Genomic DNA, 20494 nt, shown 5'->3' with positions numbered 1-20494 from the left:
AATCCCGGAGGTGGAGAAGCTATCCTTCTTTTCTCCGCTGAAATGACCTTTTTCCACAACTCTTCCAACCCAGCCGGTACCTGTCTCAAAGTGCCCGGCCCCTTAAACAATAATATTTGTCTTTGTACAAATCAAATAGTGCAAACTATATTGTATTAGTACAATTGTACTTGCATTATGATAATGAATGTACAGAAGCTGATGATACCACTCCTCCTGCTGGCAATGCTGGTAAGTTGTGCGAATGCAATTGAGTGGACCGGAACCGTCACCCTGACACCCGGAGAGACCTTCACCGTCATCCCGTTCAATGATGAGACAGCCGAGTACCAGGTGAACAGGACAAGTGCACTCGGCGCACTCGATACGGCATCCCGTCTCGGAGATTTCGACTATGCCATCCAGCAGACCGACTGGGGACCGTTCCTCTACGCAATCGATGATGTCGCGTATAATCCTGACACCTGGGACTCATGGCTCTATCAGGTCAATGGAGTGAGTGCCGAGGTCGGCGTTGCCGGGTATGAACTTGAGGACGGCGATCTCATCGAAATCTGGTATGGAGCATGGGGATCCACCCCGGAGACCGCAGAGTCCGTTGTCACCATAACGGCAGAGATCCGGGAGCCGGAACCCGCATCTTTCTCATGGACCGGAACCGTCACCCTGACACCCGGCGAGACCTTCACCGTCATCCCATTCAACAATGAAACAGCCGAGTACCAGGTGAACAGGACAAGTGCACTCGGCGCACTCGATACGGCATCTCACCTGGGTACCTTCGACTATGCCATCCAGCAGACCGACTGGGGGCCGTTCCTCTACGCAATCGATGATGTCGCGTATAATCCTGACACCTGGGACTCCTGGCTCTACCAGATCAATGGAGTGAGTGCCGAGGTCGGTGTTGCCGGATATGAACTCGAGGACGGCGACCTCATCGAACTCTGGTATGGAGCATGGGGATCCACCCCGGAGACCGCAGAGTCCGTTGTGACTATCACGGCACATATCCCAACGATGATGCCGGTACTCACCCTCCCATCTGGAACGGTCATGATGGACTCCCCGACGGTGCTGCCTCTCTCCCTGGCCGATATGACCGGAGCCACCGGCTTTGGCTTTTCCATCAACTATGATCCGGCATCCCTCAGTATCACCAATCTCACCCTGAATCAGACAGCCCTGCCAGATGCGGAACTGACGGTGGAATACCATATCAGCCATCTCATGGTGGCAGTCACCTCACCCCGGCTGATCGAGATCCCTGAGTCGGCGGTGATAGCATACCTGACGATCACCGCCACAGGCCATCCCGGTGAGATGGCGGGCCTGCAATCAATCCATGCAGAATGGAGTGATCTGGATTTCAACGATTATCCAATCTCCGTACAGCCAGGAATCATCCGGCAGATTGTGCGAGGTGACTTCAATAAAAACGGCCGGATCGATATCGGGGATGTTGCCCGTGTCGCCTACATGGCAGCAGATATGGTTTCTGTCGATCAGCGTGCCGACTTCAATGGTGACGGCGTCGTCGATGGAGCCGATGCGGCATTGATCGCCTATGCCTATGTGGGGAAGATCCCCCACCTCTGATCTGTTGTATGGTGGGCAGCATGAGAGACGGAACATCTTTTGAGGAGGGGGGGGTACGAAAGACGCTGAAGAGGATTGGTATCAGCATCGCCATCATCTGCAGCCTGATGATCCTCACTGCCCCCCTCACCTCAGCGTATATACCGGACGATGGGGATTCAGGAGATATTATTTCTTCCAAAGAGAATCAGCTGAATGCACCGATTCTCTGGCAGAAAGAACTCGGAGAGTTCATAGGAGCATCACCAGCAGTCGCTGACGGCAGGATATACATCGGAGTCTGGCCTGATATGGTCTTCACTCCCGGTGAAGAGTACCATCTCTTCAGTCTGGATGCAGAAACCGGTGAGGAGATCTGGAGAAATCCCCTCGGCATCGGTGAGGGGACCGTCTCGGGTGCGGCAGTAACGGATGATCTCGTCTTCATCGGGTGCATGGATGGAAGACTGTATGCTATCGACCGTATGGATGGAAGCACGCGCTGGAGCAGGGGGGTAGATATCGGACGGTCGAACGGAAACTGGCATGGTCTTGCATCCACCCCGGCTGTCTGGAATGATAGGGTTTATGTAACCTCCCTCTCAAACGGAACCCTCCATGCCATCTCAACCGAGGGAGAGACGCTCTGGAGATATGAGACCGGAGGGAGAACGTTTGCATATACATCACCCGCCTATGCAGACGGCATGATCGTCTTTGCAGGACACCGTGATGATCACCTCCTTATTGCCGTCGATGCCATCTCCGGTGATGAGATATGGACAACAGCCCTCGACAGCCAGATCAGATCAAGCCCGGTCATATCCGGGGATACCGTCTATCTGACGACTCTTGATTACCTCTATGCATCTGAGATCGGGTCAGGGGAAGTGCAGTGGCGTATCCCAGTCAGTGGAGCATGGGGGTCACCCGCCATCCATGAGGGATCCATCTATCTTGGAACAAATGCAGATCACTCCCTCCACCGGCTTGATGCGGCAACTGGTGATCACATCTGGTCGTTCCAGGTGGATGGAAAGGTGGATACAACACCGGTCATCGCAGATGGAACCGTCTATTTTGCATCAAATACTGCAGGCGGAACAATCTACGCCGTAACGACCGACGGTAAGGAGGTCTGGAGATACCCGACATCCAACTACATCATGTCATCACCATCATACGCAGATGGCATACTAATCATTGGAACTGATGAAGGCATCCTGCATGCATTTGGCGATGCCGGGGAGCCGCCTGAAGGGGAGCGGGCTACTGCATCCTTTACGACCGAAAGAAGTCGTGGAGAGAGCCCTCTTGCTGTTCAGTTCTATGATACCTCCACGGGATCTGATCCCCTCACCTGGTTTTGGGATTTTGGAGATGGAAATACCTCAACCCAGCAGCACCCTGAAAACACATACATATCTTCGTCTGAAGGCCTGCAGGTCTATCACGTCAGTCTGACCGTGAGTAATCCGTTCGGACCGGATTCGGTTGCACATGACACGATAACGGTCGTATCGCCCCCACGTACGTATGATATCAACCAGTCCGTCAATAGCTCAACAGGAAGAACAACAGAAGAGATCAACATCAGGTATTCAGAAATCAGCCTCCATATTGCAGGGAACACATCCCCCATGCGTAATGGGACGGTCGTAGCTGATCTCTCTGTGGGGATAGCCCCGGAGATCCCTGTCCCCCCTGCAGGTTCGACCCTCAGGCTGGCTGATCATATCTATATCCTCGGACCTGCCGGTACGCACTTTGATCCTGCAATTGGTCTGACGTTTGGCCCTTTTACGGATGAAGAATGGGCGAGTCTCTTCGCCACAGGATTCAGGACATCAATCCACAGATACGATGGCTCGAACTGGTTTGCTCTCGACGATCAGGTCATCGATTCAGGCAACCAGACCATCACCGGATATGCCTCCCCATTCAGTATCTTTGCCCCGATCACCATCGCATCCGGAGGCGGTGGTAGCGGTGGTAGCGGGGGAGAAGGACTCCCTTGGCGGACGATTGTACTCCGGCCCGGAACCTTCACCGCGACCGCCGATAATAGTGGCAAAACGTACGAGGTCGATACCCTGACCGCCTTTGGTGCCCTCCATGCATCAGGGAATGCCTATACCATCGATGACTCGTATTTTCATGAGTACGGGTCGCTCTTCATCAACTCGATAAAAGGGAGAGCGAACCGGGGTGCAGAGGGGTGGATGTACCAGGTCAACGGCGTATCACCAGCCGTTGGTTCAAATGTCCATACCGTCGGGGAAGGTGATGAGGTCATCTTCTACTGGAGTGAGAGCATGTCCTCCACGCCGGAGTCATCCTCTGATGTGATCGCACTGAGGATCGCGGTACAAGGCTCCCCCCATCAGCCGGGGGGATCCCAGGCAGGTCCGTCCCAGGAACTCCGGCAGGAGGAAGGGGGCGCCAAAGAGATATCCGGTGAGAGGATTCCTCTCCTCCTTCCGGATGGAACAGAGCTCATCCGGGGTGATGACGGGCTTACGATAGCGATCGACAGAGATGAAGCTGCTGCCGGTGGAGGAGAAGTGACCATCCTCTCTGACGCTGTGCATCTCGATCTCAGCAAATACACCCTCACCTTCCACATACGAGGGGGTGAAGAGAAGGATGGGATCTATAGGGCTGACGTTACAGGCATCAGGGTTTCGTTCGCTCCGGCAGAGGCCGAATATCCGGGCATCGGGAATGTCTCCGGGTCGCTGGATCTGGATCTTGCAATCTTCCCCGATGATGCCGGCATAGCGATCCGGCTCGATGATGAGATCACTCTGGAGAATGTCCAGCTCCTCCGCTCCCTGGCAGACGGGGAACGACACCTGATCACCGGGATGGCATACCTGATGCATGCCAGGGCTGAAAACCTCCAGAATGGCCGTGATATCAGGACCGCCACTATTTCGCTCTCGATCCCCGGGTACTGGGTTATGGAGCATGGGGGGGCCGAGTCCATCCGGATAGCGCATATCAGGGATGATGGAACAGGGGAGATTCTCCTCCCGGAGCAGATTGAGGATGCTGACACCGACGTCATGACATTCCGGGCAGTATCTCCTTCCGGCCTCTCTGCCTTTGCGCTCATTGCGGTCGAGGAGATCCCGGTGATTGTGAGATCAGAGGCCCAAGAGAAAGACATATCGGAAGAGACGGGTTCAGCGCATCATCAAAAGACATCAGATACCGGCAATGCGGCCATACCGGCCGCCTTCATCATTCTGATCATTCTTGCCGGTATCGTTCTTGAATATCAACGAAGGAAGGGGAAGGAATGAAACACTACCTGATAGCGCTCCTCTGCATCCTCCTCTGTATCGGATGCGTCGGAGCATACCCACTGCATCAGGAAGATGATGCAGTCAGAAACGCACTTGATTATCTGCGAAACTGCCAGCAGGAGGACGGGGGATTTGGTGAGGCAGGAAGGGGGAGCAGCCCTGGGACGACCTCATGGGCAATCCTCGCCATCTTTGCGGCAGGTGAGGATCCACGAACATGGGTGAGAGATGGCAACTCTCCAGTCGATTACCTGACGATGATGAACAGGGAGACCATCGGGAAGGGAGGGACAACGGACATCGCCCGGACAATCCTGACACTCCATGCGGTATCTGAGGATCCACGGAGCTTTCATGGGGTGAATTACGTGCAGGATCTGAAAAGCCGGGTGAAGCCGGACGGACAGGCAGGGGATCATGTCTATACCACAATCTGGACCATCATCGGGCTGGCATCCGCCGGGGAGGATACCTCCCGGTCGGTCAGCTGGCTTATTTCTGCCCAGAACCCTGATGGCGGATTCCCCTGGACACCAGGTGCCGAGAGCGATCCGGATGACACCGGGGCTGCACTCCAGGCACTCATCGCCGGGGGTGTATCCCCGGATGATCCGGTCGTACGGAATGCAGTGGAGTATCTCCGTTCAATGCAGCGGGATGACGGCGGGTATCATTACGGCGGGACGAGTGCATCCAACTCAGCATCGGATGCATGGGTGATCCAGGGACTGGTCGCAGCCGGGGAAGATCCCCGGGATTATCGTCAGAATTCACGGAGTGTGATCGATCACCTCCTGAGCCTCCAGAATCCGGATGGATCGTTCCGCCACACCGCCCACGTCACCGATAACCCATGCCGGATGACCGCAACCGCACTCCCCGCGCTCCTCGGGGCACCCAACCCGATCATGACGCCTGCCGTCTCCTCAAAAGGACCCACACAGCATCGGGCACCACCTGTCGATCAGGATCTTCCTGAGGTGAAAATAATCCGGACGGAAACGGATCGGATCGTGTCGATCCGGGATGATTTCGGGGAAGAGATAACGATTCATGGGTATCCGCAGCGTATCGTCTCCCTTGCTCCATCCAATACCGAGATCCTCTTTGCACTCGGCCTCTCCGGGAGGGTTGTCGGGGTAACCGACTACTGCGACTACCCGGCCGAGGCAGCTGCCTATCCCAAAGTCGGAGGATACAGCACAATAAACCTTGAAAAGGTCATCGCGGCAGAACCCGATCTTGTACTTGCGGCATATGGAAATACTGAGGATATGATCACCCGGATGCGCTCGCTCGGTCTTGTTGTGGTGGCACTCAATCCAACCGATCTTGAGGGGGTCATCGATAATATCGAACTGATCGGAGAGATCACCGGGGCAGATGCCGAAGCCTCCACTCTCTCTGCTGATCTCAACGAGAGGATCGGAGCTGTTCATCAGAAGACAAGCCGGCTGGATACCCGCCCATCCGCAGCACATCTGGTCTGGTATGATCCACTCTGGATCTCGGGTGGCAGGACATTTCAGAGCGAGGTAATTCAGATGGCCGGAGGTACAAACTCCTTCGAATATATGGAGGAGTGGAGTGTCGTCGGATTTGAGGACTTCATTATGACAAATCCGGAGTACATTTTCGTCAGTTCGGGCACCGGAATGGGGAGCAGCGGGTATGATGTCATTTATGAGTACGTGATGAACGAACCCAGATTCCAGAATCTCGATGCAGTGAAGAAGGACCAGGTGATCCTCATTGATGCCGACATTATCAGCCGTGCCAGCCCGAGAATCGTTGACGCACTGGAAGAGGTGGCAGCCGCGATGCATCCCGATCTCTTTGAAGCCCCTCCGGTCAGCGAAAACTCCCCGGTGCAATCCCCGATCTCCGGTCTCATTCCTCTGGCTGCACTCCTCTGTATGATCATCCTCCATGGAAGAAGGGGGATCTGACTCCCGGGATAATCAATATTTTTTTAGTTTACAACAGACAAGTAGATCATCTTATCTCCTCCCCTCTCACATAGAAGAGGTATGAAACCCAGTACAAGGATGATACTTCTTCTCCTCCTCCTTGTGACCCTGTTCGCACTCACCCCACCAGTCTGTGGTGCTGAGAACCCCGATCATGACCGGGTGATCAGAATCACCGATGATCAGGGGACTGTGGTGACCATACAGGGGTATCCGCAACGCATCGTCTCTCTGGCACCCTCAAATACCGAGATCCTCTTTGCACTCGGTCTTGGGGAGCGCGTTGTCGGGGTTGCCGACCTCTCGGATTATCCCCCTGAGGCGGCAGCGGTTCCACAGGTCGGCGGGTACAGCACGATCAGTGTCGAGAGGGTCGTTGCTCTTGAGCCTGATCTCATCGTCGGGGTGGAGGGCAATAGCGAAGAGGTCCTCAGCCGTCTCCGTTCTATGGGGCATACCGTCATCGTCCTCAGTCCGGAGACGATGGATGAGATCCTCGATAATATCAATCTCATCGGTGAGATCACCGGTGTCCGGGAGAATGCTCTGGCTCTTACAAATGAATTAGAGCTGCGGACCACGACGATAACCGACAAGACCGATACGATTCACGGACGCCCCACCGTGGCCCATGTCGTCTGGCATGAGCCGGTCTGGGTCTCGGGAGACCGGACATTCCAGAATGAAGTGATACGGGCTGCCGGAGGGGAGAATGTCTTTGCTCATCTCGATGAGTGGGAGATCGTCGGTCTTGAGGAGTTCATCGTCACAAACCCCGATTACATCTTCGTCAGTTCAGGGACCGGGATGGGAACTGCAGGCCAGAATGTCATCTATCAGTATTTTATGACCGAGCCGCGATTCCAGAACCTCAATGCGGTGAAAAATCATCAGGTGATCCTCATTGATGCCGATATCATCAGCCGTGCCGGCCCCCGGATCGTCGATGCACTTGAGGAGGTGGCAGCCGTAATACACCCGGAACTCTTTGACGCCACAAACGGGAAGGAGCAGCCCCCTGCCGAAGCCCCGGTATCAGTCGTTATCCACGCCATGGCACTCCTCCTGGCCACCGGGCTCTTCCTGGGGAGACGGGTGTGACAGGGTCATCCACGTACTGCCTCATCGATCATCCTCTTGATGAGGCGCTCACACTCCTCTCCGACTACACCAGCCGGGTTGAGATCCTCTCTGATGGCCTCCATTCGCTCTTCTATCATGAGGAGGTCTGTTATTCATATGATCTCAAGTACAGCGTCCATGCGCCATGCGGGGATATCAACCCTGCATCGGTGAATGAACGGATGCGGCGGGCTTCCATTGAAGCACTGTCAGATCTCTCCCTGATCGCTGACCGGATCGGTGCCGACCGTCTGGTCGTCCATCCGGGCCATCTCGTTGAGAGCGGGATGCGGGATGCCGCAGAGGCCGCCCTTGACCGGTCGCTCGTCGATCTCGCAGCAGTACAGGAGGAGCGGGTGGTCCGGTTTGCACTTGAGAATATGGGGAGCTGGGACCCCTATCTCTTTAAAACTCCGGATTTTGCCGGGAGGATCACCGGTCTGGGCCTTGGGATCACCCTGGATCTCGGTCATGCCCATCTCAATGGCCTTGCCGAGGCATTCCTTGAGACCGATGGGATCATCCACCTCCACCTCCATGACAACTGCGGGGTCTTCGACTCGCATGATGCCATTGGAAACGGAACAATCCCGTACCCGGATCTCATGCAGACATTTCCTGACGATGCGACAGCCGTCATTGAGACGCAGCGGATGGACCAGTTCATTCAGAGTCTTCATTATCTTGACGGGCTCAGCTGACGCTCGCCAGCTCACCTCCCATAGAGGTTGATCATCCCGATCAGATCCGTAAACCCGCAGAACTCCATCTCAAGCACCCCGTCACGGGTCATTCCCATACTCGTCTCGGCATCGGCGGTGAGCATCTCAGGCCCACGGATCACCTGCCGGTGAATACCATCTGCCGAGAGGATCGCCTCAGCCTCGGGGAGGAAGACGAATGATCGGCCGGGGATGATGACCGTCCCGGCAAGGGTGCTCAGATCAAGCCCCCGGAGATCATCGGCGGTGATCAGGCAGGCGATCTCTTTTGCCACCGGGACGACATCGCAGCCGCCGCAGGCATCAAGTATCTCCCGGATGAAGGGGGCGGCGACACTCCCGGTGATGACGGAGGCGGCCCCTTCCACCCGCGGGAGTCGGGCGAGGAGATCCGGCTCATGCCGGATCGCAAACGGTGATCCGAGATCGGGATCGGCAAGCGGGGTCCCGGATACCTTCATTGTACAGCCAGCAGCGGCCGATGCGACCATGGCAGAAAACTCCTCCACCGTCTGAACAGGATGATCAGCAATGATGGGACCATTCCCAAGGATCAGGCCCTGATCGGTCGTGTTGGCAAACCGCATCAGAATATGCCCTTTTACCCCGATCTCCTCAAGCCAGCGGCAGGTCTCCCGAAGCACAGTACCATCGTTGACGCCGGGCAGGATCACCGAGGCGGCATAGACATCGATCGATGCAGCAAGGCCTCTGATAATCTCAAGAGAGACCTCCGGGGTCGGATCATGCATGTACCTCCGTCTGAGCGCGGGGTCGCTCGCAAAGACGGTGAATGAGATCTCCGTCAACCCTGCATCGATGAGAATATCGGCAATCCCGGGATCGTCAAAGCCTTTCCCGCTTGTATACCCGATATGCAGCGGCGCTTCAAGGCTTGCGAGGAGATCAACGAGATCGACAAACTCCGGGTAGCAGCTCGGATCCCCACCGCCGCTGATGGTGACACGGGTGATATCTCCCCTGACAGACTGAATATCGGCAAGGACAGTGTCGGCGACCTCGCGGAGGGGTTTGAAGCCCGGATACTCTTCTTTGACACCCTTTCTGCAATAATCGCATCCCTTCACAAACGGAAGGCAGTACCTGCATCCAAACGCCGGGATCTCTCTATTACCTGTATGCCGGAAGTAACAGTATGCACAGAAACCACGGCAGTCGATCCCCGGCCGCCCACCGATATCGACCGTCAGCTGAACCATTGGGAAATATTCGGTTCGAGAGGTTATAATTACTGCCGACTGCCGAAGAGGAGGCGGGAGAGAAGAGAGTCCCTGATCCCGATTGCTGCAGCCTCACAGGACTCATGACAACAGTAGCAGCGGATACAGAGGGAGAGATCGATCTCTGCTACCCGGTTTCGTAGAACGGCGGCATCGACAGGGCAGATACGCTCGCAGGCGCCACAGCCGATGCAGGCAGCGGGGATGACCGCCGGATAGGGGGTGATACTCCGGCCGGAGTGCTGGAGACGGGAGAGGATTCTACGCATCATCTTCATTCGGAGGCCGGCCGGCCGTTTTGTATCAGGAAGACGAAACGGTGCGAGATGGAGCGATGCGGGATCATCCCCGAGGATCAGAGGATCCGGAGAGAGAAGCCCCCGTCGCTTTGCCGCCGAGATCGTCGGGATGCTCTCCGGCGGTATCCCGATGACTGATGAGACGACATAATCGAGCGCATGTGGATCAGTTGATCCAAGGAAAAGCCCGATATCACGGGGTTTCCCTGACATCGGTCCGTTCCCTTCCATCCCGGTGACGGCATCCATCAGGTGAAGAACCGGGCGGACGGCGCCATGGAGATCGATGAGCATCTCGGAGAAAACTTCGGCCTCAGGAAAACGGGTATGAAAGAGCGACTTCTCATGGCCGGGGATGAGGCCGAAGAGGTTCTTAACCGCACCTGTATAGGTCGTCAGGAGATGGGTCTTGGGCTTGGAGATGGTGATGATCGCATCGGCAGATACCGCCGGGGAGATGATAAGGAACCGCTTCACCACCGTGCCATCCGGGGATGCACAGGTGGTGTGGGAGACATCGTAGTTGAGGGAGACACCCGGTATATTACCAAGGGGTGTGATCCCGGATCGCCTGTATGCCCGCCTGAGGGATGCCGGGGTATAACGGACCCCGGCACCCGGACTGTCCCCGATGAGAACACTGCAACCATGCGCAATCAGGATCCGTGCAACCGCTCCGATGATCGTAGGATGGGTCGTCACTGCCTTTTTCGGATCGGTGCCTGCAAGGAGATTCGGCTTCAGAAGGACGGTCATACCGGGCCGGACGAATGACCCGATCCCACCGAGGAGATCAATTGTGCGCCGGACCGCGGCATCCACCTTCTTCTCATCATATGAATCGCAGAAGACAGAGGCGACGGTTGTATCCATAAAAAAAGTGGGTCAGATATATCGCGGCTTCTTCGAGAGGAGGCGCGGGGTATAGAGCGGACGGAAGGGTTTGTCAACAGTCTCACCGCGAACAAGCGCGATGAGATCCTCTGCCTTCAGCTGCTCCTTGAACGGCTTCTTCGGCTCGGACTTTGACCGGATTGTCACCGTCAGGAGATCGGATTCCATCTCCTGATCACCAACGACAACAACGAATGGAACCCAGTCCATCCCGGCTTCACGGATCTTCTTCCCGACTGATTCGTCACGATCATCGAGGTCGCACCGGATGGCGGCAGCATTCATCTGCTCCATCAGATTCTTTGCATATCCGATATGCCGCTCCGCAACCGGGAGAATACGTACCTGTGTTGGTGCAAGCCATACCGGGAATGATGGCACAGCCATCCGGCCTGTCCCTTCAAGCATCGCACAGATGACCCGCTCGATCGATCCGGTCGGTGAGCAGTGAAGGATCGGAGGGTGGATCACCTGACCGTCACGGTCATGGTAGGAGATGTCAAACCGGTGTGCGCTCTCAACATCGATCTGGACGGTCGGATTCTCGATCGGCCTGCCCTGGCTGTCGATTGCGGCGAGATCAATCTTTGCAACCCAGTAGTGCATCCTCTCCGAGATGATCTCGATGAGGAGAGGTCGGCCGGAGAGTTTCACAATCTTTTGGACCCAGTCTGCATGCTCATCATAGAAATCTCGGGTGCACCGGAATGCCCCTTCAAGTGGAGTTTCAAGATCCGCACCGCTCTTCCACCCCATCAGGAGCTGCTCTTCAAAGCAGGAGAGGGCATCTGCCATATTCTTTGTGAGGGTATGCATATCCGGCATCGTGAAGGTACGCAGACGCTTCAGACCGATCACCTCTCCCTTCTGTTCATGGCGGAAGGAGTACGTCGAAAGTTCGTACATCTTCATCGGAAGGGTATTTGGGGAGATATGCATATCATGCATAATCGAGAACATACCGAAACATGCAGCAAACCGGAGCATCATATTTCGGTTATTTGATTTAAACCGGTACTGACGCTCTCCGAACTTGGCGGCATGTTCATAGATGGCGGGATCGCCGAGATCATACATCACCGGGGTCTCAACCGGTGATCCCCCGTATTCAAGGACGGTATGAAGACAATAATCAGCCAGAAGATCCCGGATCAGTTTGCCGCGTGGGAGCCATCTGAGGTTGCCGACATCGGATCTCGCCTCGTAATCAACAAGCTCCTTTGCCCGCATCAGTTCGACATGGATTGGGTCACCGCCGACCGTACCCCCTGTTCCGGTCTCCTTTGCCACAAGACGGCCGAAGTTCGAGTCATCGATATACCCGCTGATATCCTTCTTCTCACCCTCCGGAGTGAGGACGAACCATTCGCGGCTCACCTCTTTCTTTGCAGGTGCATCGGCACCACCAGGGACAATAGTCCGCGAGAGTTCGGAGAGGGGATGGCCCTTACAGGATAGTTTGAAGGATTTATACCAGCCAAACGGTGCCCTCTTCACCTCGATCCTCTCAGAGAGAGCACTTTCAAGTGCCTTGAGAGCAGCGACCGCCCGATCCGGTGTTGCAAGATCGTTTGAGAGATGGGCATACGGGTAGATCATCACCCGTTCTGCATTAACCTTCTCAGCAGTTGCCAGGATCTCGGCTGCCGCCTGGGAGACGACGTCGCTGAGATCCTCTTCATCGATCGATTCTACAGCACAGAAGGCGGTGATAGCATCATTGAGTGAATCCTTTCCGAGAATATCCTCTTCTGCCATCGCCGTCTTCTTCTGTGCCTCATACTCAATATAATCCGAATGTATCAGAAGAAGCCGCATGATTGAACCATCCAAATCCTGTACATGTGCGTATTGATTATTTATATATCAACTCAGTCCTGCCGCTTATTCGCTGCATACCGGGAAAGGGTCGCCTGCCGCTGGTCCATGTATTTCGCATCCGGTTTCTTATCGTACGGGCATGCCGCGCGCTCGGTTGTATAGAAGACAAGCTGGCCGACAGGCATCCCGGCATAAACGCGGACAGGACGGACATTTACATTACACATCTCAAGGGTGATCGTACCCCGGAATCCTGCGTCAATCCAACCACCGGTCTGGTGAAGCTCAACACCGAACCGTGCGATACTGCTCTTCCCTTCGATACTTGCCACGATATTATCGGGAAGTCCGATCGTCTCCATCGTTTCTGCGAGTACAAACATACCCGGCGCGATATCAAAATAGGGAGCATTCGTCTCTTCGGTCTCAGATTCGATACTTGATTTGTCGTAGGGGTCGATGACCCCGTCTCCGGGACGATACCAGACAAAATGGTCGCCAAGCCGAATATCAAGGGAATTAGGCTGAACCAGTCCGGGATCGTAGGGATCAATCAGAATATGGCCACGATTGACACGATCGATGATCTGCCAGTCAACAAGGATCATTCCTCTTCTGTGGCACTTACTCTGACTTATCGCTTCCTTCCGGATTGTCGAGATGCCACTCTGTCCTCCTCAGGAGGCCATGGAGCGTGCTCGCCTCCCGTGCAGTGAGGAGGGTTCTGCCAAGGACACGCCGTACAAGAAGAAGTGTCGTCGCCCGTTTCTCCGGCGGGTGTTCGATCCGATCCAGAAACGAGCTGATATGCTCATAGAGACAGTCCATCTCGAGCCTGCTTGCAAGCAGGTATTCACCGCGGGGAATACCGGCGAGCTCGTAACAGATGATCCCGATGGCATGGGAGATATTGATGATCGGATACACAGGCGATGTCGGGATGGTGCAGATAATATCAGATCGCCGCACCTCATCGTTATTCAGCCCCCAGTTCTCCCTTCCAAAGAGGATGGAGACCCGCCCGTCAATCGGGGTGATGATATCACGGAGCTCGGCCGGATCATAAAACGGCATCCGCATCGGGTTGGTCACCGACTTGCCGAGTGTGCCGGTCGTTGCGATGGTGACGGCACTTCGCTCAAAGACCTCTTCAAGGCTGATCCGTTCTGCAGATTCGAGAATATCACGGGCATGGGATGAACGGGCGATCGCTTCGTCACCGAGCGGACAGGGGTTCACAAGGACAAGGTTCGTAAACCCGAAATTCTTCATCACCCGTGCGGCAAACCCGACGTTCCCTTCATAGAGGGGTTCGACGAGGACGATATCTACGTCGGGCATCCCCTATCGAACCGCCCTGACCGTCGCCTTCAGCGCCTCAATGCCGGCCTCATAGACGGCATTACCGACGACGATGGTATCTGCATATGCGCTCATCTCTGCGGCACGCTCTGCATTGTTAATCCCGCCGCCATAGAAGATGCGTGCATCAGAAACATTCTCCGAGACAGCCTTTACGACATCCGGGTCTCCGTATGTTCCTGAATACTCGATATAGACAACAGGGAACCTGAAGTACCGGTCAGCGACAGTTGCATAAGCAGATACTGCCTCGGCAGAGAGGCTGCAGTCAGATCCGGTCACCTTCGCAACCGATGATGCCGGATTCAGGACAATATATGCCTCAGGAACAACCCTCTCCCAGTCTATGGAATAGTTCCGGACCCACCGCTGATGCTGGCCAACGATCCAGAGGGGGTGTGAAGCATTCAGAACGCTTGGAACAAAGACGAGATCGATCCCCTCAAACCGTGCACCACAGGGATCTGCCGGTTCAACGACGATCGGCATGTCATAATCTCTCACCAGGTCATAGAGTTCAGCCTGATTCTCTGGCGTGACATTCAGCGTACCAGAGAGCATCAGCGCATCGGTTCCGCTTGTTGCCACGATCTCTATTGCATCCTTGTCGAGGTATCTGTCAGGATCTAACTTTGTTATATGAACCCAGTCTTTCCAGCTCATGCAATTTCCGCCTTCTTCTTCATCTTTGAGATCACATCAGGAGAGATACCGGGGATATCGTCTCTCACAGCGAGAAGAGTCTCCCGGTTATATACTCCTGCATCAGCCAGCTTCAGGAGCGTCGCCTCCCCAACACCCGGAAGGTCGGTGAGTTCCTTCTGCCCTTTCAGAAATGCTCCTTTGGTGATCTTCCCCGGAGGTGGCCGGTTATACTGTTCACAGATGAGTGAAACGTGTTTGATCACGGTCTCGATCGAGACGCCCGATGCAAGGGAGATACCTGCCGGATGCCTGTTCAGGAAGGCTTCGGGGGAGGTGATCCCGGCCTCACGATACTTCTTCAGTGATATGGCAGGGATGCCGGCATCCTTGAGGATGCGGGCATCACTCGCCTCTTTTGCCGACCCGGTCACCTCCAGAGCCTCCGTCTCGGAGAGTCCTGCCTTCCTGAGAAGGCCGGGATCAGCCTTCCCCAGGGCAGTGATATCGCTGACATCCTCCTCGATCAATGCCTTGACGATCTTTGCAGGGCTCCTCCCCTTCCGTGGAGTGATGGTATCGCGGATGAACTTCTTCATCTCTGTCCGGAGACGAAGTTTATTGATGACGTCCCCGGCACCCAGAATGATCTCTTCTGCTTTCTGCGTCGGTATGCCGATGAGCCCGGAGAGTTCAAGAGGAGTTCTGGATGTCAATTCCGTAATCGCATAGAGATGGTGCTCATGGAGGGAACGGATAAGCTCATCATCACACCCCGGGATCATGGCAATCGCCTCCTTGTTCGATGCGATGTGAGAACAGAGGGGGCAGCCGAGATCCCAGGGGCGGGCACCCTTCCGTACGAGCCGGATGTGGTTTAAGGAGTGAGTCGGGCAGACCTCCTTCGTCCTGACTGCGCCACCCCATGTGCCAGGAGGGAGGCTCATATTAAAGGTGCAGTCAGGATAGTGCATACACCCGATGAACTGGGATGACCCCATCCTCCTGATACGAAGAGAATGACCACAGATGGGACAGGGGCCAACGATGGACTCCTCGATGGTCATCTCCATGATATCCTCACCAATCAAGGACTCATTGCCTTCAAGCTGATCAAAGACCCGGTCGAGCATCTCCCGTGACTCGGTGAGAACATCGTCGGATCGTTTCTCACGGACCTTGATCATGTTCATATGATCCTCAAGGGCACGGGTCATCTCCGGCCGGGTGATCGTATCAGCATACTGCTCCAGAGTATCGGTGACAGCCCGTCCGACAAGTGTTGGACGGAGAGGATTGCCTTCAACGTATTTCCGTCCGATCAGCTTCTGGATCACCTCATGGCGGGTACTCTTTGTCCCGAGCCCAAGCTCCTCCATCTTCTGGATCAGCCTGCTCTGGGTATATCTGGCCGGGGGCTGGGTCTCCTTCTCATCGAGATGAACCGCATTGATAGGAAGTGTATCTCCAGCGGTGAGTTTTGGTAAAATCCGCTCTTTCGCATCGGAATACTGGTACACAGTCCGATAGCCGGGCTCAACCAGCCTCCCTCCGGTCGCTGTGTATGGCTCACTTCCCGCAGACATATTCACCTTCAGGGTCTTCCATTTCGCATCTGGGGAAAGGGTGGCAAAGAATCTCCTGACAATGAACTCATAGAGTTTCCAGGCATCCTCTCCAATCTTCTCCGGGCTTCCATATCCGGCAGGGTGGATGGGTGGGTGATCGGTCGTCTCCTTCTTGCCACGGGTAGGTTTAGGCCGCATATTCTCTGCAACCCATTTCCCGTCCTTTGCAAAGACCCCTTTAGAGAGATCCGAGACGATGCCATTGAGATTAAGGCTTGGGGGATAGACCGTGTTATCGGTCCTCGGATACGAGATGTACCCGTTCATATAGAGATCTTCGGCAACCCGCATCGCATTCGCCGCTGAGTACCCAAGCCTTCCGGCGGCGACGATCAGCGATGTCGTATCAAGCGGTGTGGGAGCACGATCGGCCTTCTCACCTTCAATCACCTCATTAACGGTGAGAGGGGGGAGAGAACCGGCAACCGCAGCCTGAGCCTCCTCCTTCTCTTTGAACCGGCCATGGGTATGTCGCGCCTCAATCGGGAGGTGATCCTTCTCCGAGTCGAGCCGGACCATCCAGTATGTCTCCGGGACGAATGCCTCGATCTCCTTCTCACGATCGACGATCATCGCAAGGGTAGGACTCTGCACCCGGCCTACCGACAGAATATTCCCCCCACCACGCTTGGCCGCAATCGAGATGAAACGGGTGAGCGATGCTCCCCAGACAAGATCGACGATCTGCCGGGTCTCACCGGCAGCTGCCAGATGGAAGTCAAGGGGTTTGGTCTCTGCAAAGGCCCGGTGTATCTCATCCGGAGTGATCGCTGAGAAACGCGCCCGATCAACCTCAACGGTGTTATTGACGGCACGCACCAGTTCGTATGCCTCTTTTCCGATCAGTTCACCTTCGGTGTCATAGTCGGTGGCGATTGTGACGAGATCGGCTTTCCGTGCCACCTTCTGGAGGATCGAGACGATCTTCTTCTCCGTCGGCCTCTTGATGATCCCGGCATCAATAAGGGTTCGTGGGGGATGGGTAGCACTCCGCCAGTTGTCATAGCCGGGTTCAAAATCCACCTCGACGACATGGCCACGGAGCCCGATCACCTTCGTATCGCCGAATTCATAGAGGTTCGCAGATCCATCTTTTTTTGCGGATACCTTCGCTTTCCCTGCCAGTATCTCGGCAATACGCCGTGCAGCAATATTTTTCTCGGCTATGATCAGGTGCACTGATATTCTCCCCTGTACTACTCTTTGAGGAGATCATCGATGATCTCCCGAATCTCTTTTGGATCGGCCTTTCCTCTCGTTGCCTTCATCACCTGGCCGACGAGGAAGTTGATTGCCCCATTCTTCCCGGCACGATGATCAGAGACGGCGGCATCATTATCGGCGAGGACCGTCGCAACGATCTCCCTGAAGGATTCTCCGGACTCCTTCGCCAGTCCGAGACGGGAGATGATCGCTCCCGGCTTCTCAGGATCTGATCCTTCCATCACCTGGTTGAGGATGAGCCTGAGGATCTCAACAGCCGAGGTATCAGTGATTCGCCCGCTTCCGGCTTCATCAAGGAGTTCCCGATACTCCTGTACAGGAACCTTTGAGACCGGCATATCCCGGTAGTTCAATTCCCCAAGAAGGATGTCTGCGGTCCAGGGAGCGGCGATCTCAGGACTGTCACCGACGATCTCTTCGAAGAACTCGGCAAGCCCGAGATCACCGGTGAGTGTGCGGGCATGATTTAAGGAGACCCCGTACTGTTTCATAAACCGGTCACGCCGGGCATCTGGCAGTTCAGGGAGGGCAATCTCATCCACCCATGAACTGACCCGCATCAGGGCGAGATCCGGCTCAGGGAAATACCGGTAATCATGCTCAAGCTCCTTTGACCGGGCTGAGGTGGTCACACCCCGCGCCTCCTGGTAATGCCGGGTCTCCCTGACGATCTGGGCGTTCCTCCTGATCATCCCTTTCTGCCGGGTGATCTCAAAGGTGAGCGCCTTCTCGACACCCTTATAACTGGTGATATTCTTCACCTCAACCCGCTCGTAGCCTTTGATCGAGATGTTCGCATCAACACGAAGCGATCCCTCCCGTTCGGAGTCATAGATCCCGAGGTACTCAAGCGTTGCCCTGAGTTTGTTTAGGAAACGGCGTGCCTCTTTCGGTGAGGAGAGCTGTGGTTCGGTGACGATCTCAATGAGCGGGATTCCGGATCGGTTGTAATCGACGAGGGTATAGCGGCCGCGATCCCCGCTCCCCATATGGACGAGCCGGCCGGGATCCTCCTCCATGTGAATCCTCGTCAGTTCAACCCGCTTCTCCCGGCCGTCCTCACCCTCGATATCGACATAGCCGCCGAGGGCAAGGGGCTTGTCGTACTGGGTGATCTGGTATGCCTTGGCAAGATCCGGGTAGAAGTAATTCTTCCGGGCAAACTCAGAGACCTCAGGAACCTCACAATGGAGGGCTTTTGCAACTTTGAGAGCATAGATGACCGCCTGCCGGTTTGTTACCGGCAGTGATCCGGGCAGGCCGAGGCAGACCGGGCAGACATGGGTATTTGGCCCGTCATCCCGGTAGTCGGTCGAACAGCCGCAGAAAAGCTTTGTTGCAGTATTCAACTGACAATGGATCTCAAGGCCGATGATGACGGTCATGCCGATCCCTCCTCATATGCAAGAGCAGCAGAGAGGATCTCATCCTCGGCAAAGTGCCTGCCCATCAGCTGAAGTCCGACCGGAAGATCGTGAGCCTCGCCACACGGTACCGATATCGCCGGTATTCCTGCAAGGTTCGCAGGAACGGTCAGGATATCGGCAAGGTACATCGAGAGGGGATCTGCCGCTTCACCGAGGCGGAAGGCGACGGTCGGCATCGTCGGGCCTGCGATGATGTCAACCTCAGCAAAGAGTCGGGCAAAGTCGTCCCTGACCATCTGTCGTGCCGCCTGTGCCTTGGCATAGTACTTCCCCTGATACCCGGCAGAGAGGGCGAAGCTACCGAGCAGGATCCTCCGCCGCACCTCCTCACCAAACCCGGAACGCCGGATGGCAGAGAATGCCTCATGCCAGGGCTGAACCATCTCCGGGGCCATTCCATACCTGACCCCATCATATCGTCCAAGGTTTGAGCTTGCCTCGCTCATCGAGGTGACATAATAGGCGGCAAGAGCATACTTCATCGATGGCATGGTGCAGGGTACGATCTCAGCGCCGAGATCGGCGAGCTTCTCAATCGCTTCTGTAACCGTCTCAGCAACTGCCGGATCCACCCCTTCACCAAAGTACTCGGCAGGAACTCCGATCTTCTTTCCGGCAATCACCGGGCTGACAGGGGCCGGGGCAGGCTTGTCAACGCTTGTTCCATCCCGGGGATCATAGCCTGCAATAACCGAATAGAGGAGGGCGCAGTCCCTGACATTGGCCGCCATCGGTCCAATCTGCTCCATCGAGTTGGCATAGGCGATCAATCCGTACCTGGAAACACGGCCATAGGTCGGCTTCAGCCCGACGATCCCGCAGAACGAGGCAGGACAACGGACTGACCCGCCGGTATCTGTTCCAAGAGCCAGCCTGACAAGCCCGGATCTGACTGCCGCCGCAGAACCGCCGGAAGAGCCGCCCGGTGCCCGGGTCGGATCGACCGGATTTTTCGTCGGGCCGAAGGATGAAGTCTCGGTGGTGGTACCCATCCCAAACTCGTCCATATTCGTCTTCCCGACGATCGCCGCACCTGCAGATCTGAGGAGGGTGACGACATGGGCATTATATGGGGGAATGTATCCTTGCAGGATATGTGAACCACAGGTCGTTTCGATTCCGGAGGTCGAGATATTATCCTTGATACCGACAGAAATACCGGAGAGAGGGCCTTCACCATAGGTAATGTTCTCACAGATTTTGATGAAGGCGTTGCATGGGTCCGGGCGATCAAAGGTGAAGGTCTTCTCCAT

The 20494-nt window shown here is 55.6% G+C and carries 14 protein-coding genes; 5 read left to right on the top strand and 9 right to left on the bottom strand.

The annotated features are described in order from the left end of the window. The first annotated feature begins 177 nt into the window (after positions 1-177). From RJ53_RS02630 to RJ53_RS02610, 5 genes are all read left to right on the top strand, one after another. Positions 178-1599, top strand: a complete 1422-nt coding sequence (locus RJ53_RS02630) for a DUF4430 domain-containing protein (RefSeq protein ID WP_211530053.1) — start codon at positions 178-180, stop codon at positions 1597-1599. A gap of 20 nt (positions 1600-1619) precedes the next feature. Beyond that, a complete protein-coding gene (locus tag RJ53_RS02625) occupies positions 1620-4886 on the top strand; it encodes an outer membrane protein assembly factor BamB family protein (protein ID WP_211530052.1) in 3267 nt (1088 codons plus the stop codon). Beyond that, positions 4883-6838: a helical backbone metal receptor gene (locus RJ53_RS02620; protein ID WP_211530051.1), complete on the top strand. Its 1956-nt coding sequence runs from the start codon at positions 4883-4885 to the stop codon at positions 6836-6838. The genes RJ53_RS02625 and RJ53_RS02620 overlap by 4 nt, the downstream gene beginning before the upstream one ends. An 81-nt stretch (positions 6839-6919) precedes the next feature. Continuing rightward, positions 6920-7960 (top strand): ABC transporter substrate-binding protein, encoded by a 1041-nt coding sequence (locus RJ53_RS02615; protein WP_211530050.1) that lies wholly within the window; start codon positions 6920-6922, stop codon positions 7958-7960. Then, positions 7957-8682 carry a sugar phosphate isomerase/epimerase family protein gene (locus RJ53_RS02610; RefSeq protein WP_211530049.1) on the top strand — a complete coding sequence of 242 codons (726 nt, stop codon included), beginning with the start codon at positions 7957-7959 and terminating at the stop codon, positions 8680-8682. Before RJ53_RS02615 ends, RJ53_RS02610 begins: the two co-directional genes overlap by 4 nt. 11 nt (positions 8683-8693) lie before the next feature. On the opposite strand, the gene mmp10 is transcribed toward RJ53_RS02610, so the two are convergent. Genes mmp10 through gatA form a run of 9 tightly spaced genes read right to left on the bottom strand, consistent with a single transcriptional unit; the run spans position 8694 to position 20494 of the window. Next, positions 8694-9923: a methyl coenzyme M reductase-arginine methyltransferase Mmp10 gene (gene mmp10, locus RJ53_RS02605; protein ID WP_211530048.1), complete on the bottom strand. Its 1230-nt coding sequence runs from the start codon at positions 9921-9923 to the stop codon at positions 8694-8696. 29 nt (positions 9924-9952) lie between these two features. Further along, positions 9953-11116 carry a DUF362 domain-containing protein gene (locus tag RJ53_RS02600; RefSeq protein WP_211530047.1) on the bottom strand — a complete coding sequence of 388 codons (1164 nt, stop codon included), beginning with the start codon at positions 11114-11116 and terminating at the stop codon, positions 9953-9955. Positions 11117-11128: 12 nt separating this feature from the next. Continuing rightward, positions 11129-12955 carry a threonine--tRNA ligase gene (locus RJ53_RS02595; protein WP_211530097.1) on the bottom strand — a complete coding sequence of 609 codons (1827 nt, stop codon included), beginning with the start codon at positions 12953-12955 and terminating at the stop codon, positions 11129-11131. 53 nt (positions 12956-13008) lie between these two features. Next, entirely contained in the window at positions 13009-13566 is a 558-nt protein-coding gene (gene dcd, locus RJ53_RS02590) for a dCTP deaminase (protein WP_211530046.1), read from the bottom strand. A 16-nt stretch (positions 13567-13582) separates the two neighbouring features. Next, positions 13583-14299: an RNA methyltransferase gene (locus tag RJ53_RS02585; protein WP_211530045.1), complete on the bottom strand. Its 717-nt coding sequence runs from the start codon at positions 14297-14299 to the stop codon at positions 13583-13585. 3 nt (positions 14300-14302) lie between these two features. Next, positions 14303-14983, bottom strand: coding sequence for a phosphoglycerol geranylgeranyltransferase (locus tag RJ53_RS02580; RefSeq protein ID WP_211530044.1), 681 nt, complete (start codon positions 14981-14983; stop codon positions 14303-14305). Further along, positions 14980-17769: a DNA topoisomerase I gene (locus RJ53_RS02575; RefSeq protein ID WP_211530043.1), complete on the bottom strand. Its 2790-nt coding sequence runs from the start codon at positions 17767-17769 to the stop codon at positions 14980-14982. The genes RJ53_RS02580 and RJ53_RS02575 overlap by 4 nt, the downstream gene beginning before the upstream one ends. Positions 17770-17786: 17 nt before the next feature. Beyond that, positions 17787-19199 carry an Asp-tRNA(Asn)/Glu-tRNA(Gln) amidotransferase subunit GatB gene (gatB, locus tag RJ53_RS02570; protein ID WP_211530042.1) on the bottom strand — a complete coding sequence of 471 codons (1413 nt, stop codon included), beginning with the start codon at positions 19197-19199 and terminating at the stop codon, positions 17787-17789. Then, a complete protein-coding gene (gatA, locus tag RJ53_RS02565; protein WP_211530041.1) occupies positions 19196-20494 on the bottom strand; it encodes an Asp-tRNA(Asn)/Glu-tRNA(Gln) amidotransferase subunit GatA in 1299 nt (432 codons plus the stop codon). Before gatA ends, gatB begins: the two co-directional genes overlap by 4 nt.

The sequence above is a fragment of the Methanocalculus chunghsingensis genome (genome assembly GCF_018132105.1).
GTDB classification, from domain to species: Archaea; Halobacteriota; Methanomicrobia; order Methanomicrobiales; family Methanocorpusculaceae; genus Methanocalculus; species Methanocalculus chunghsingensis.
This window is presented reverse-complemented; position numbering and strand designations above follow the sequence as displayed.

Excerpts from the sequence above, each read along its gene's own strand:
- RJ53_RS02580 (WP_211530044.1), bottom strand. The coding sequence starts at position 14,983 with ATGAGCTGGAAAGACTGGGTTCATATAACAAAGTTAGATCCTGACAGA.
- RJ53_RS02630 (WP_211530053.1), top strand. The coding sequence starts at position 178 with ATGATAATGAATGTACAGAAGCTGATGATACCACTCCTCCTGCTGGCA.
- RJ53_RS02615 (WP_211530050.1), top strand. The coding sequence starts at position 6,920 with ATGAAACCCAGTACAAGGATGATACTTCTTCTCCTCCTCCTTGTGACC.
- RJ53_RS02600 (WP_211530047.1), bottom strand. The coding sequence starts at position 11,116 with ATGGATACAACCGTCGCCTCTGTCTTCTGCGATTCATATGATGAGAAG.
- mmp10 (WP_211530048.1), bottom strand. The coding sequence starts at position 9,923 with ATGGTTCAGCTGACGGTCGATATCGGTGGGCGGCCGGGGATCGACTGC.
- gatA (WP_211530041.1), bottom strand. The coding sequence starts at position 20,494 with ATGGAGAAGACCTTCACCTTTGATCGCCCGGACCCATGCAACGCCTTC.
- dcd (WP_211530046.1), bottom strand. The coding sequence starts at position 13,566 with ATGATCCTTGTTGACTGGCAGATCATCGATCGTGTCAATCGTGGCCAT.
- RJ53_RS02585 (WP_211530045.1), bottom strand. The coding sequence starts at position 14,299 with ATGCCCGACGTAGATATCGTCCTCGTCGAACCCCTCTATGAAGGGAAC.
- RJ53_RS02620 (WP_211530051.1), top strand. The coding sequence starts at position 4,883 with ATGAAACACTACCTGATAGCGCTCCTCTGCATCCTCCTCTGTATCGGA.
- gatB (WP_211530042.1), bottom strand. The coding sequence starts at position 19,199 with ATGACCGTCATCATCGGCCTTGAGATCCATTGTCAGTTGAATACTGCA.
- RJ53_RS02625 (WP_211530052.1), top strand. The coding sequence starts at position 1,620 with ATGAGAGACGGAACATCTTTTGAGGAGGGGGGGGTACGAAAGACGCTG.
- RJ53_RS02595 (WP_211530097.1), bottom strand. The coding sequence starts at position 12,955 with ATGCGGCTTCTTCTGATACATTCGGATTATATTGAGTATGAGGCACAG.